This window comes from Flavobacterium saliperosum, from assembly GCF_900100625.1.
Classification (GTDB): Bacteria; Bacteroidota; Bacteroidia; order Flavobacteriales; family Flavobacteriaceae; genus Flavobacterium; species Flavobacterium saliperosum.
Window position 1 is genome coordinate 95,252 of the sequence record NZ_FMTY01000001.1, and the last position, 14,020, is coordinate 109,271.

Here is a 14,020-nt window from a genome sequence, read left to right on the forward strand (position 1 = left end):
TTATATAAATTTTCAAACACACTATGAACACATTAATTATAATTATTGGCTGTCTGGCCGGAATCGGAATCGGCTTCGGGATTGCAAAATACTTAGAAAAAGCAAATGTTTCCAATTTGGTGAAAAACGCCAAAAAAGAAGCCGCTTCTATTTTAAAAGACGCAAAAGCAGAGGCAGAATCCATTAAAAAAGACAAACTGCTTCAGGCAAAAGAAAAATTTCTGGAACTGAAGTCGGAACATGAAAAAGAAATTTTAGCCAAAGACAAAAAAATTGCCGAATCCGAAAAAAGAACCCGTGACAAAGAATCACAGATTTCCAACGAATTGGCAAAAACCAAAAAATTAAACGACGAAGCGGAAGCTAAAATAGCCGATTATACCAATCGTTTGGAACATGTTGAGAAAAAACAACAGGAAGTGGACCGTCTTCACAAAAGTCAGGTAGAGCAATTGGAAGCCATTTCCGGACTTTCAGCTGAAGATGCCAAAAACCAATTGGTGGAAAGTTTAAAAGCTGAAGCAAAAACCAATGCTATGGCCCACATTCAGGAAACCATTGAAGAAGCGAAACTTACGGCACAACAGGAAGCTAAGAAAATCATCATCAATACGATTCAGCGTGTAGGAACGGAAGAAGCGGTAGAAAACTGCGTTTCTGTTTTCAACATTGAATCGGATGATGTGAAAGGTCGAATTATCGGTCGTGAAGGCCGTAACATTCGTGCTTTGGAAGCAGCAACCGGTGTGGAAATCATCGTTGACGACACTCCGGAAGCGATTATCCTTTCCTGTTTCGATCCCGTACGTCGTGAAATCGCGCGTTTGGCATTACACAAATTGGTTACAGACGGACGTATTCACCCGGCACGTATCGAAGAAGTGGTTGCTAAAACTGCGAAACAAATTGACGAAGAAATCATCGAAGTGGGTAAGCGTACCGTTATCGATTTAGGAATTCACGGTTTACATCCTGAATTAATTAAAATCGTTGGTCGAATGAAATACCGTTCTTCTTACGGACAAAACTTATTACAACACTCGAGAGAAGTTTCCAAACTTTGTGGTATCATGGCTGCCGAATTGGGCTTGAACGTGAAACTGGCGAAAAGAGCCGGATTACTTCACGATATCGGAAAAGTGCCGGATACAGAAAGTGAATTGCCACATGCTATCTTAGGTATGCAGTGGGCTGAAAAATATGGTGAAAAAGAAGAAGTTTGCAACGCGATTGGAGCACACCACGACGAGATTGAAATGAAATCCCTGATTTCTCCGATTATTCAGGTGTGTGATGCGATTTCAGGAGCACGCCCAGGTGCAAGACGTCAGGTATTGGATTCGTACATCCAGCGTCTGAAAGATCTTGAAGAAATCGCCTACGGCTTTAACGGAGTTAAAAACGCTTATGCTATTCAGGCCGGACGTGAACTTCGTGTAATCGTGGAAAGCGAAAAAGTAAGTGATGAAATGGCAGGCAACCTGTCTTTCGACATTTCTCAGAAAATCCAAACCGAAATGACCTATCCGGGTCAGGTAAAAATTACCGTAATCCGTGAAACCAGAGCGGTGAATATTGCGAAATAGCAGTTAGCAGTTAGCAGTTAGCAGTTAGCAGTTAGCAGTTAGCAGTTAGCAGTTAGCAGTTAGCAGTTAGCAGTTAGCAGTTAGCAGTTAGCAGTTAGCAGTTAGCAGTTAGCAGTTAGCAAAAATAAAAATAACGTGATTGATTAATTTCTTTCACGTTTTTTATTTTATCGACTATACTTCTTGTTCTTTATCTTCTGATTTCTGCCTTCTGATTTCTGCCTTCTGCCTTCCGACTTCTGCCTTCCGACTTCTGCCTTCTGCCTTCCGACTTCTGTCTTCTGTCTTCCGACTTCTGATTTCTGACTTCTGCCTTCTGATTTCTGATTTCTGCCTTCTGATTTCTGCCTTCTGCCTTCTACTTCCTCGGATGATACGAATGCAACACTTCCGACAAGAACTTCCTGTCCAAATGCATGTAGACTTCTGTAGTGGTAATCGATTCGTGTCCCAACATCATCTGTATGGATCGCAAATCAGCACCGTTTTCCAATAAATGCGTGGCAAAGGAATGGCGAAAGGTATGTGGACTGATGGCCTTGTTTAACCCTATTTTAACAGCCAAATCCTTGATAATGGTAAATACCATGGCGCGGGTCAATTGACGCCCTCTGCGATTCAGAAACAGTGTGTCTTCGTGTCCTTTTTGAATAGTCAGATGTGTGCGTACAAAATCCTTGTACAATAAGATGTATTTCTGGGTCGATTCCCCAATCGGAACAAATCGCTGCTTATTTCCTTTTCCAGTGATTTTGATAAAACCTTCTTCGAAAAACAAATCGGATATCTTTAAACCGACCAATTCCGAAACCCGAAGACCACAACTGTAAAGCGTTTCCAGCATGGCTCTGTTACGCTCTCCTTCGTCTTTAGACAAATCGATGGCACCTATGAGCAAATCAATTTCCTGAACCGATAACGTATCCGGTAATTTTCGCCCTGTTTTGGGAATTTCAATCAACTCCAACGGAGTGGTATTCCGGTAATTCTCAAAAATCAGGTAATTAAAAAAACTTTTTAATCCGGAAAGAATGCGTGACTGTGAACGCGCATTCACTTTACCCGAAATCGCATATACAAACTGCTGGATCGTTTCTTCGGTAACTTGAACCGGATTCACATCGATATTATTCTCGATAAGAAAACCAATTAGTTTTTCGATATCAAAAACATAATTCTCAATCGTGTTTTCAGACAATCCGCGTTCTAACTTCAGATAGTGTTTGTACTCTTTTATGTAGGCTTTCCAGGATTGCATTTACGTTAAATAAATTCTAAAATTACTATGCACGAATACTTTTCGGCATGATTTTCGGTTTAAATATAGAAACTAAAAATTTATATTTATGAAGACAGTAAAATTTTTATTAGCAGGAATAGTTTTATCAGCGGTTTCAGTAACGGCAACTGCACAGGAATCCGGAAGTTCCATCGGAATTAAGGGCGGATTGAATTACACTACCGTAACGAAAGGTGATTTTGAAGAAGGTCCGGATGCAAGAACCAGTTTTCATATTGGTTTAGTGGGTGAAATACCCTTGATTCCGAAAGTATTCTCCATTCAGCCGGAGGTCGTGTATTCGCGTCAGGGATTTGAATACGACAACCTCCTGGGCGACAGAATGCAGTACAAATTGGATTACGTTAATTTTCCGGTCTTGGCAAAATTGTATTTATTCAAAGGACTAAGTATTGAAGCCGGACCACAATTCGGATTGAAAGTAAGTGAAAAAGTAGACTACAAAGGCGAAAACAATACACCGCCACAAGAAAACAACTATAACAATTTCGATACCGCTCTGGCAGGTGGTGTTACGTTCAACTTCACGGGGGGCGTATTCCTGACCGGGCGTTATACACAGAGTTTGAACGAAGTCATTAAGGACAGTGATGCCAAGAACAAAGTATTTCAGGCCGGTATAGGCTTCAAGTTTTAAAAAAAAGCCCTGCGATGCGGGGCTTTTTTTATCAATATTTAAATCCTAAATACAATTGAAAAACACTATTGGTAATGGGGTCACCCGGATTGTCTTCAGCAATATCACTTACTCCGTAATTATACCTACCTCCCACCAAAAAACCTTGCTGAAAGTCATAGAAAACACCAACATCAATGCCGAAATCGACGCTTTTAAACATGTCCTTTATGTCGACATCAATATCTGAGGATTCTCCATCAACAAAAATATCCTTTGCTTTTGCGGTTGTTAAAAAACCAATCTGCGGACCGGCTTCCACTCCAAATCCTTTCACAACATAATATTTCAGTAAAATGGGAACATTCACATAATCAAGCGCTATTTTGAATTTGGTGGTGGTATTGGACTCCGCATCATACATTTCATCGGTTTCAGCACCTTGTCGGGAGTAGGCCACACCGGGCTGAATTGAAAGCTTATCGCTGAAACGGTACTCGCCAAAACCCATGAAATGAAACCCGGTTATGGAATTTTGGTTTCCGCCGTCAGACTGCAACAAATTTGAAAAATTAACTCCGCCACTCACACCAAATGAGAACTTACTTGGCGTAGCCGTATCATCGGACTGAGCATAAAAACACAACGAAAACAACAGGAAAACGAAAATCATCTTCTTTTTCATAACAGTATCTTTTAATATTTCTCCTGTTAAAAGTAAAAAAACGTGCTGTTAAAAACCCTGAAATTGGTTTTAAATCGTTGTCAAACAATATTTTGCCGACAAAAACAAAAAAAACCTCCCAAAGGGAGGTTTTTATAACGAATAAACGTTTTATTAGAATTTGTAACCCACTGACAATTGGAAAACGCCATTACGAACAGCATCTCCGTCATTGTTCTTTTCAGTGTCAGACAAACCAATGTTGTATCTTCCAGAGAACATAACACCCATAGGTAAAGAATACCCTAAACCAACATTTACACCGAAATCTGTAGTTTCAGTAAAATCTTTAACGTCTATAGTAGCTCCGCCTCCAGAAAGTTCAGCTCTTGTTAAAAAACCAACTTGTGGTCCTGCTTCCACACTGAATCCTTCGGCAACAAAATATTTTGCCATTATAGGAATCGTGATGTAATCCAAATTAATTTTCCCATCACCTTCATCAGCCTCAGCTCCTTGCATGGAATACAAGATTTCCGGCTGTACGGCGAACTTATCGGTAATCATGATTTCGGCAAAACCTCCAACATGAAAACCAATTAAGGCTTTAGTGTTATCTTCAGACAACGTAGCGATATTCAAACCTGCTTTAGGCCCGAATTTAACCATGCCTGCACTGGAACCTCCACCGGAAGCTTTTTCGTCCTGTGCATTTGCTGCATATCCAAACGTGAATAAAGCAGCGAAAATCAATAGTCCTTTTTTCATTTTAAAATGTTTTAAAATTAATTACTATAAATTTATCCATAATACACAAGCATAATCACCAACGTAAAACATTAGATATCAACAATTTAATTAACAAAAAAAGCCCCGCAATGCGGGGCTTTTCTCTATAACAATCTAATCAGATTAGAATTTGTAAGTCAAACCAAATTGAGGAGTATCAAAGAAGTTATTGAAAACGTTGAAGTTTCCGTTAACTGAAGTTGATGTAGACTCACCTCCACCTGGGAATTCAGATTTTTGAGAACCGAAACCTAATACGTTAGCTAAACCGAAGTTGATAGCAAAACTTTCAGTTACGAAGTAGTTCATACCTAAATCAATTCCTAAACCGAAGTTAGAATCTTTTTGAACCTCAGTTCCGTCAGCTTCCCATGTAGTAGAACCGAATCCTAAACCTGCTTCAGCATAAGTTTTGAATCTTTGTCCTAAATCTAAGAAATAGTAACGAGCGAAAACACCAGCTCCGAAAGAGTTAGCAGTATCTTCTGTTGATCCAACACCAGCTACAGTAGTTTCTTCTTTTTCAGAACCAACCATTAACTCAACTCCAACAGCGATTTTGTCAGTTAAGAAATAACCAGCTTTAGGATTGAATTCAAAACTGTTAGTTTTAACTTCTGTATCTCCAGCTTCGTCAGTGTTCATACCGAAACCTAAGTTACCTTCAACCATAATGTTACCTTTAGAGAATCCGAAACCTTTAGTTTCTTTAACTTCTTCTTGAGCGTTAGCAAATCCGAATGCGAATACTGCTGCTACTGATAAAATAATTTTTTTCATGTTTAGTTTAAATTTTAAAAATTTACTTGGCAAATGTATAAAAATTCCAATCCAAAATAATTTCAACTAAAAAAAGTTATCAAGTAATCGTAAAAATCCCCGAAAACACTAACTTATCTTGCTGATTTATAATTTATTAGATATTTTAAAAAAAATATAAAATTTCGTTAAAGAAGTCAAAAAACAGTATTTTTAATACATATTTTTCCTACAATTAGTGTTATTTTTTTCGTGAAAATGCGCAGAATTAAAAAAATACCATTTAAAACCCAATTTTCTGTTCGCTGTTTTTACACTTCAAAAGCCTCAATAACGCCTTTTTTAGTACATTTACAAAAACAAAAAAGTATGAAAATTATCATAATTAACGGACCCAACTTAAATCTTCTAGGGAAACGCGAACCTGAGATCTATGGCGACGAAACCTTTGAAGATTTTTATTTTCTCTTAAAAAAGAAATACAATACGATAGAACTACAGTACTTTCAAAGTAATATTGAAGGCGAAATCATCAGTAAATTGCAGGAAACCGGCTTTACTTATGACGGGATTATTCTGAATGCCGCCGCCTACACGCATACCTCTATTGGTATAGGGGATGCCGTGAAAGCCATCAGTACTCCGGTAATTGAAGTACACATCTCGAACACCTTTTCAAGAGAAAGCTTCCGACACCAATCGTATATTTCTCCCAACGCCAAAGGAGTTATTATCGGCTTCGGACTGAAAAGCTATGAACTTGCCCTAAAAGCCTTTTTATAAACCATACAACCATTATTGCCTTTTTAGCGTCTTTATCAAAAACAACTTCATGAAGCAACTTTTTTTATTTACCGTTCTATTAGTATCTGCCGCCGTATTCGCACAAATTAAAGGAAAAGTTACCGATAAATCAGGACAACCCATCCCATACACTACCGTAATCATCGAGAACACCTACAACGGCACTTCTGCTAATGACAACGGTTTGTTCGAATTAATCGTGAAAGAAAAAGGGAAATACACGCTGATATTTCAGTCGTTGGGGTATAAGACCAAAAAAATCACGGCACAGATTGAACAGTTCCCGCATACCGTAAACGTTTCTTTGGAGGATGAAAATTATACGTTATCCGAAATCGTCATCAAACCAAACAAAGAAGATCCCGCTTATGCCATCATACGAAGCGCTATTAAAAACCGAAAAGTCAATTCGTATAAAACCGATAAATTTGAAGCGGATTTTTACTCCCGAGGTATTTTCAGAGCCAAAAACATTCCGAAGAAATTCATGGGTGTGGAAATTGGTGACTTCGACGGTGCCTTGGATTCGACCGGAACCGGAATTTTATACCTGTCGGAAACCGTTTCGAAAATCGCATTCGAAAAACCCAATAAAATAAAAGAAGAAATCATCGCATCCAAAGTCAGCGGAAACGATAACGGCTTCAGTTTCAATACCGCGCAGGGAACCAATTATGATTTCTATGCCAATTATGTAGATTTGGGCATCAACATGGTTTCACCCATTGCCGATAACGCCCTTACCTATTACAAATACAAATTGGAAGGCGTTTCGTATGACGACCACAATCAGTTAATCAATAAAATTAAGGTAATCCCGAGACGAGACAAAGAGCCTGTTTTTGAAGGGTACCTCTATATAGTGGAAGATTCCTGGGCGATTTATGCGGTGGACCTGAACAGCAAAGGCTACCGAATGCAGCAACCAATTCTGGAAGACATTACCTATACGCAGAGTTTCAATTACAATCCGAGCACAAAAATATGGGCAAAAAACCAACAAACGATTGATTTCAAAGCATCGATTTTCGGAATGGGTTTTACCGGTAAATTCACACATGTTTTCAGCAATTATGTTTTTAGGGACCAATTCGAAAAGAAGACATTTACCAATGAGATTGCCAAAATCGTAAAAGACGCGAATAAAAAAGACACCCTTTTCTGGAATGAAAGCCGACCGGTGCCGTTAACCGACGAAGAAATTGGGGATTACAAGAAAAAAGACAGCATTCAGACCATTCGAAAATCACAGGTGTATCTGGATTCGTTGGATGCTAAAGGAAATAAATTCAAAATCCAGAAACTGCTTACCGGATATACCTATAAGGACACGTACCACAAATGGTCTTTCTCCTATAAAGGCGTATTGGATTTGACCTCTTTGGGCTTCAATACGGTGCAGGGCTGGAATCTGGACTCCGGATTTTCATTCCTGAAACGAAATGAGGATAACGGAAAATACACTTCCATAAATTCGACATTCAATTATGGTTTTGCCGAAGACCGTCTTCGTATAAACGGCTCCGCTTACCATCGTTTCAACACCACAAATTATGCCGCCATTTCAGCATCCGGAGGAAGCAGCATCAATCAGTTCAATCCTTCCAATCCTATTACCAATCTGGTGAATTCGGTAAGTACCTTATTCTTCAAAGACAATTATGCGAAGTATTACAACAGGGAATATGCAAAAATCGGCTACAGCCAAAATGTTTTAAATGGTGTTTTTGTGAACGGAAGTCTGGAATATTCGGCACGAAAACCGCTTTTCAACAACACGGATTACGTATTGATTAAAAACGACAAGGATTATACGTCGAACCATCCGCTGCTGCCGTTTGACAATTCGGTTCCCGCAATTGAAAAACACAATTTAATGAAAGCCAACATCGGAACACGCATCCGTTTCGGAAACAAATACATCACGCGTCCCGACGGGAAAATCAACATTCCGAACAACGATTACCCAACGCTGTCTTTTGGGTATGAAAAAGGGTTTGCTGCAAACAAAGACATTTACAACTATGATTTTGTTACGGGGCAAATGGATTTCGACAAAACGCTGGGCAACAAAGGGGATTTCGCCATTCGTTTAAAAGGCGGTAAGTTTTTTAACGCCGATAATATTTCGCTGGTGGATTACAAACATTTTAACGGAAACCAAACCCACATTGGAACCACCGACAAATACCTGAACGTTTTCAATATGTTGCCGTATTACACCAACAGCACCAACGATGCTTTTATTGAAACGCATATGGAGCACAACGACAAAGGTTTTATCATGAACAAGATTCCGCTCTTAAACAAACTGCAGTGGAATCTGGTTGTAGGGTTCCACCAATTAAATGTGCCGGATTTAAAACCCTATCAGGAATTCACGGTTGGATTTGACAACGTAGGGTTCGGGAAATTCCGATTGTTCCGGATTGATTATGTTCGCTCCTATCAAAACGGATTCCAGACCGACGGAATCGTTTTCGGAATGAAATTCCTGAACATTATTAATTAAACCTTAAATTATATGAAAAAAGAGTTGAACGACTAATTCAACGCTTTTTTTTATTAGTTCATGTTCGCTTCCAATCGCTTAAAAACGTCTTCCTCTATCGGAAGAAACTGAAAATCCTCTTCCTTAAACCGTATGCTTTCCTGAGTGTAATATGGGATTTTCAAATAGGTATAAACATTGCCGCTTCCTAATTTTAAAGTATCTCCCCTTTTTAGAAGTAAAAAAGGTTTCACTTCCTTAGATCCCCCATACGATATGTATGTAAAACGCCCTTTAAGCGTATCGCCGATTACCACACCTCTAACTTCGCCAGAATCTATAATACTTTCAGCATACCGCACTTTATATTGACCGTAGAACTGATTGTCTTTCATAGACAACACCAGTAAAGAGGTCCTTTTCGAGTCTGTCGCAGTGAAAAACTTTTGCTGTTTTGATGCCTCAGGGTTACAGCCTGCCAGCAAAAACAAAACCGTTACCAGGAGTAAATGCTTCATTGTTGTTCCATTTTAACCAAAAACATCATAAGCAAAACGGATAAGCGTTCCGATAACCACCACCAAAAAGAAACCGCGAATAAAGCCGTTCCCTTTACTGATGGCCAGCTTCGCACCAAGAAAACCGCCCAACGCATTGCAAACCGCCATAGGAAGCGCCACAGCCCAAAGAATTTTTCCTTTCAGTACAAACAGACAAATCGAACCAAAATTCGTCGCCAGATTAACCATTTTCGCATTCGCGGAAGCATGAAGGAAGTCGAAACCCAATATCGAAACAAAGGCCACCACGAAGAAACTTCCTGTTCCCGGTCCTATAAAACCATCGTAAAAACCAACTGTAATACTAATAATGATGGCGTAAACTAATTGCTGCTTAAAACCCAGCAGTTTTTCCTGATGCTGTCCGAAGTTTTTCTTCATGAACGTATAAATCGCAAGTAAAGTCAAAACAACCAAAAGCAATGGTTTCATGAAATCGTTGCTCACGTGCATTAATAATGTTGACCCCACAAATGCTGAAGCGAAAGCCACCACCGACATTATCGCCAGCAACTTCCAGTTCATCGTGACTTTTTTGAGATACTGAAACGCCGCAAAACTCGTTCCGCTGAATGCTGGAATTTTCAAAGATCCGATGATATTGGCTACCGGAACATTGGGCATTAAAATCAAGGCAACCGGTGTTTGGATTAATCCGCCGCCGCCCACAATGGCATCCACAAATCCGGCTGCAAAAGACGCCAGGCAAAGAAAAAATAAAATATCGGTTTGCATTTTTTGTAATTAAAAATCCCAATTTGCTTTGCAAATTGGGATTGTATCATTTATAAGGTATGTATTCATCTTTACATTCTCTCCATATTATCCCTGCAAATTTACCATCGTTTTTCAACCAAATTCTAACCTCATTTACAAAATCATTTCGCTCAAAATTCGCTTTATACCTGTAAATTTTTGTGTTATTAACATAAGTATCGTCAACAACTTCAATAAGGGTCATATTGATAAATTTCCCATTTCTATCATCTAAAACATCGCATGCGTGTTGCATCTCATCCAATGAAAGCTTGGCCAATCCTTGCGTAACTTCACGCTCACTCAACTGAATAAACTGCCTTGTCTTACAGCTTTCAAGAATCCGCTTCCCGAAATTATAAACTTTTTGTTTTTCGGCTTCAGTAATGGAATTCTCATCGATTCTTCGGTAAGTAGTTTTACATGATACAAACAAAAGAAAGCAAATACACAATAATCTCATAATTACGCACGAACAATGTTTGCGCCTAAAGCTCTTAAGCGTTCGTCAATTCTTTCGTAACCCCTGTCGATTTGTTCAATATTCTGGATCGTACTGGTTCCTTTTGCGGAAAGTGCCGCAATCAGCAAGGAAATCCCCGCACGGATATCTGGCGAAGACATTGTTGTTGCCTTCAGTTGTGATTGGAAATTATGTCCCATAACCACAGCTCTGTGCGGATCACACAACATGATTTTGGCTCCCATGTCGATTAATTTATCTACGAAGAACAAACGGCTTTCAAACATTTTCTGATGAATCAACACATCGCCTTTGGCTTGCGTAGCCACCACCAAAACTATACTCAGCAAATCCGGAGTAAATCCGGGCCAAGGTGCATCAGCAATGGTTAAAATGGAACCGTCGATATCAGTTTTAACTTCATAACCATCGTTATGAGCAGGAATGTAAATATCATCGCCGCGTCGTTCCAAAGTGATGCCCAGCTTTCTGAAAACACTCGGAATTACACCCAAATTATCCCAACTTACATTTTTAATAGTGATTTCACTACGGGTCATTGCTGCCAATCCGATCCACGAACCGATTTCAACCATATCCGGAAGAATTCTGTGTTCGCAACCGCCAAGACTTTCTACACCTTCTATGGTTAATAAGTTTGACCCTACACCTGTGATTTTCGCACCCATGGAATTCAGCATTTTACAAAGCTGTTGCAAATACGGTTCGCAAGCCGCGTTGTAAATGGTTGTCGTTCCCTCAGCCAAAACAGCTGCCATCACGATATTTGCCGTTCCGGTAACGGATGCCTCATCCAAAAGCATGTAGGTTCCTTTTAATCTTCCGTCGATTTCAACACCGTAAAAATGATCGGCTCTTTCGTATCTGAATTTCGCACCCAGATTGATAAATCCTTCAAAATGCGTATCCAAACGACGACGCCCGATTTTATCACCACCCGGTTTTGGGATATATCCTTTTCCGAAACGCGCCAAAAGCGGACCAACAATCATAATCGAACCTCGTAGCGAACCGCCTTCTTTTTTGAAGGCTTCCGTTTCAAGGTAACTTATATTTACTTCATCGGCCTGAAACGTATAGTCTCCGGCCCCGTTCTTCTGAATCTTAACTCCTAAATTCCCCAAAAGGGTAATCAGTTTATTGACATCGATAATATCCGGAATATTGGTAATTCGCACTTTCTCTGAAGTCAATAAAACTGGACATAAAACCTGAAGTGCCTCATTTTTTGCACCCTGCGGCTGAACATCACCTTTTAATCGTATACCTCCTTCTATTTTAAATGTTCCCATGGCGTACTCAAAAATTATTTTCGGTTGTTGTTATTTTTAGTATTGTTGTTATTATTTCTCGGATTGTTAAATGTTTTTCCGCTGCTAGTTCCTTTAATTTTAGGATTGTTGAATTGTGTTTTGTTGGACATTTTCTTGTTCACACGCATCAGATCCGTGGTATTGGAAAGCTCTTCATCCGTGGTTTGCAGGTTGATTTTTCCGCCCGATAATTCATAAAGATGTTCAAAAATCACATCGTCTTTTACCGTATCCTTGTTCCAGCTCAAATAGCATTTTTTCATGTGATTGGCAATCACTTTGATCAGTGTGTTTTTCAGCTCACTTTCCTCCCATTTGTTTGCCACATCAATCATGTACTTGATGTTGTTTCCGTAAAACCGGTATTTCGGGAAGTTCTGCGGATAACTCAAACGCTCCGGTTTTTGGTGTAAAACCTCTTTGTTCGGAATTGGGTAAGGCGAATCTACCTCCAGTTTGAAATCGGACATGATAAAAATCTGATCCCAAAGTTTGTGCTGAAAATCAGGCACATCACGCAGGTGTGGATTCAAACCTCCCATTACCGAAATAATATATCGCGCCGCCTTATTGCGTTCTTCCCTGTCTTCTATAACCGTAGCCTGATCGATCAGTTTTTGTAAATGGCGACCGTATTCCGGAATAATCAGATGCGAACGTTCGGCATTGTATTCTAGATGATGTACAGCTTCTTCTGGTGTAAATTGCATTTTCGTTTTTTTATAAAGAAATAATTCCTTCAACCGTAGTTAATTCAAGGTACTTGTCAATTACGCTTTGCGCGCTTTTCATCGTTACATTGACAGAAACGCTGGTATATTTTCCCGTTTTGGATTGGTTTGTCACAATTACAGCCCCCATTCCGTCAAAGGAAGTTTCGATAATCTGAACCTTATCAATATCCGTAGGCACTATAAATTTAAACAAATATTCTGAAGGCCAAATGGTTGAATTAATTAATTCCTCTTTCAGCCTGTGGTAAAACTCTTCTGTCTTCTTGTCCATCTTTCAATCAAAAATAAAAGCAAATATACATTTAAAATTGCGAATTATAAATTATGACTTATGAATTGAGCAATTATTCAAAAAATCAAGGCGCTACCTCCCATAACCCTGATGGCAGTGGAAATCCTCCCGATTTTTTTTCGGGAGATTACTTCACATCCTTATTATTTTCATCAGAGTTCAGTGAACTTTGTTTGCAACGTACAGCAGGAATTGCATTTCCTGAAAAAGCCCTCCCGATAGCTATCGGGACATTCGTTGCTAAAAAAAATTTTCAAAATCCCGATTCATTTGAGTAAATTTGCCCCTTATTTCAAAAAAGTGGCTAAAGAAATCGTATTAATTATCGGCGGACCGGGCTCAGGAAAAACCACTGTAATAGAAGGTTTGACCGAAAAAGGATATGTGTGTTATCCCGAGGTTTCGCGCGAGGTTATTTATGAAGCCCGCAAGCAGGGAATCGAGCAATTGTTCCTTGAAAACCCCCTTTTGTTCAGCGAATTGTTGTTGGAAGGCAGAAAAAAACAATTCCACAGTGCCGTAAAAGAAGAAAATGAAATCGTTTTTATCGACCGTGGCATTCCGGATGTTTTGGCCTACATGCATTACATTGGTGATGCCTATCCTCCTTTTTTCGACGAAGCCTGTCGCGAACACAAATATTCCCGAATTTTCATTCTTCCGCCATGGGAAGAGATTTATACCAGTGATGAAGCCCGTTATGAAACCTATGAACAGGCCATTTTAATTCACCAACACCTTATTGAAACCTACCAAAATTACGGTTATTCGCTCACTGAAGTTCCGAAAGACACTTTGGACAACCGAATCAATTTTATTTTAGAAAATCTAAAAAGTTAAAACCTAAAGACAACTGCAGATTCGCTGATTAA

16 protein-coding genes are annotated in these 14,020 nt (G+C 39.3%); 6 read left to right on the plus strand and 10 right to left on the minus strand.

Features of this window, described 5'->3' with window-relative positions:
- The first annotated feature begins 23 nt into the window (after positions 1 to 23).
- The gene (gene rny / locus BLQ05_RS00485; protein ID WP_023575190.1) at positions 24 to 1,586 is read left to right on the plus strand and encodes a ribonuclease Y; all 1,563 of its coding nucleotides are present in this window, start codon (positions 24 to 26) and stop codon (positions 1,584 to 1,586) included.
- Between the two features lie 358 nt (positions 1,587 to 1,944).
- On the opposite strand, the gene BLQ05_RS00490 is transcribed toward rny, so the two are convergent.
- Complete coding sequence (locus tag BLQ05_RS00490) at positions 1,945 to 2,844, minus strand: site-specific tyrosine recombinase (protein ID WP_023575191.1); 900 nt, start codon at positions 2,842 to 2,844, stop codon at positions 1,945 to 1,947.
- An 88-nt stretch (positions 2,845 to 2,932) separates the two neighbouring features.
- Here BLQ05_RS00490 and BLQ05_RS00495 point away from each other — a divergent pair, with 88 nt between their 5' ends.
- Positions 2,933 to 3,523: a porin family protein gene (locus BLQ05_RS00495; protein ID WP_023575192.1), complete on the plus strand. Its 591-nt coding sequence runs from the start codon at positions 2,933 to 2,935 to the stop codon at positions 3,521 to 3,523.
- Between the two features lie 31 nt (positions 3,524 to 3,554).
- Here BLQ05_RS00495 and BLQ05_RS00500 read toward each other — a convergent pair whose 3' ends face one another.
- The 3 genes from BLQ05_RS00500 to BLQ05_RS00510 all read right to left on the minus strand — a co-directional run bounded on the left by BLQ05_RS00500 (position 3,555) and on the right by BLQ05_RS00510 (position 5,735).
- Positions 3,555 to 4,187: a porin family protein gene (locus tag BLQ05_RS00500; RefSeq protein ID WP_023575193.1), complete on the minus strand. Its 633-nt coding sequence runs from the start codon at positions 4,185 to 4,187 to the stop codon at positions 3,555 to 3,557.
- Between the two features lie 153 nt (positions 4,188 to 4,340).
- Positions 4,341 to 4,934 (minus strand): porin family protein, encoded by a 594-nt coding sequence (locus tag BLQ05_RS00505; protein ID WP_023575194.1) that lies wholly within the window; start codon positions 4,932 to 4,934, stop codon positions 4,341 to 4,343.
- Between the two features lie 144 nt (positions 4,935 to 5,078).
- Positions 5,079 to 5,735 (minus strand): OmpW family outer membrane protein, encoded by a 657-nt coding sequence (locus BLQ05_RS00510; protein WP_023575195.1) that lies wholly within the window; start codon positions 5,733 to 5,735, stop codon positions 5,079 to 5,081.
- 348 nt (positions 5,736 to 6,083) lie between these two features.
- On the opposite strand from BLQ05_RS00510, the gene aroQ reads away from it, so the two are divergent.
- Both aroQ and BLQ05_RS00520 read left to right on the plus strand, forming a co-directional pair.
- Positions 6,084 to 6,497: a type II 3-dehydroquinate dehydratase gene (gene aroQ, locus BLQ05_RS00515; RefSeq protein ID WP_023575196.1), complete on the plus strand. Its 414-nt coding sequence runs from the start codon at positions 6,084 to 6,086 to the stop codon at positions 6,495 to 6,497.
- Between the two features lie 49 nt (positions 6,498 to 6,546).
- A complete protein-coding gene (locus BLQ05_RS00520) occupies positions 6,547 to 9,030 on the plus strand; it encodes a DUF5686 and carboxypeptidase regulatory-like domain-containing protein (RefSeq protein WP_023575197.1) in 2,484 nt (827 codons plus the stop codon).
- Positions 9,031 to 9,083: 53 nt separating this feature from the next.
- On the opposite strand, the gene BLQ05_RS00525 is transcribed toward BLQ05_RS00520, so the two are convergent.
- Genes BLQ05_RS00525 through BLQ05_RS00550 form a run of 6 tightly spaced genes read right to left on the minus strand, consistent with a single transcriptional unit; the run spans position 9,084 to position 13,127 of the window.
- Positions 9,084 to 9,527 (minus strand): hypothetical protein, encoded by a 444-nt coding sequence (locus BLQ05_RS00525; RefSeq protein WP_023575198.1) that lies wholly within the window; start codon positions 9,525 to 9,527, stop codon positions 9,084 to 9,086.
- A 12-nt stretch (positions 9,528 to 9,539) separates the two neighbouring features.
- Positions 9,540 to 10,304: a sulfite exporter TauE/SafE family protein gene (locus tag BLQ05_RS00530; protein WP_023575199.1), complete on the minus strand. Its 765-nt coding sequence runs from the start codon at positions 10,302 to 10,304 to the stop codon at positions 9,540 to 9,542.
- Between the two features lie 46 nt (positions 10,305 to 10,350).
- Positions 10,351 to 10,788 (minus strand): hypothetical protein, encoded by a 438-nt coding sequence (locus tag BLQ05_RS00535; RefSeq protein ID WP_143000886.1) that lies wholly within the window; start codon positions 10,786 to 10,788, stop codon positions 10,351 to 10,353.
- Between the two features lie 2 nt (positions 10,789 to 10,790).
- On the minus strand, positions 10,791 to 12,101 hold the full coding sequence (murA, locus tag BLQ05_RS00540) for a UDP-N-acetylglucosamine 1-carboxyvinyltransferase (protein WP_023575202.1): 1,311 nt from the start codon (positions 12,099 to 12,101) through the stop codon (positions 10,791 to 10,793).
- 14 nt (positions 12,102 to 12,115) lie between these two features.
- Positions 12,116 to 12,832 carry a DUF4290 domain-containing protein gene (locus BLQ05_RS00545; RefSeq protein WP_023575203.1) on the minus strand — a complete coding sequence of 239 codons (717 nt, stop codon included), beginning with the start codon at positions 12,830 to 12,832 and terminating at the stop codon, positions 12,116 to 12,118.
- Between the two features lie 10 nt (positions 12,833 to 12,842).
- Positions 12,843 to 13,127: a DUF493 family protein gene (locus tag BLQ05_RS00550; protein ID WP_023575204.1), complete on the minus strand. Its 285-nt coding sequence runs from the start codon at positions 13,125 to 13,127 to the stop codon at positions 12,843 to 12,845.
- Positions 13,128 to 13,180: 53 nt separating this feature from the next.
- Here BLQ05_RS00550 and BLQ05_RS00555 point away from each other — a divergent pair, with 53 nt between their 5' ends.
- Both BLQ05_RS00555 and BLQ05_RS00560 read left to right on the plus strand, forming a co-directional pair.
- A complete protein-coding gene (locus BLQ05_RS00555; RefSeq protein ID WP_035653782.1) occupies positions 13,181 to 13,426 on the plus strand; it encodes a hypothetical protein in 246 nt (81 codons plus the stop codon).
- A complete protein-coding gene (locus BLQ05_RS00560; protein WP_023575205.1) occupies positions 13,419 to 13,988 on the plus strand; it encodes an AAA family ATPase in 570 nt (189 codons plus the stop codon). The genes BLQ05_RS00555 and BLQ05_RS00560 overlap by 8 nt, the downstream gene beginning before the upstream one ends.
- Positions 13,989 to 14,020 lie beyond the last annotated feature (32 nt).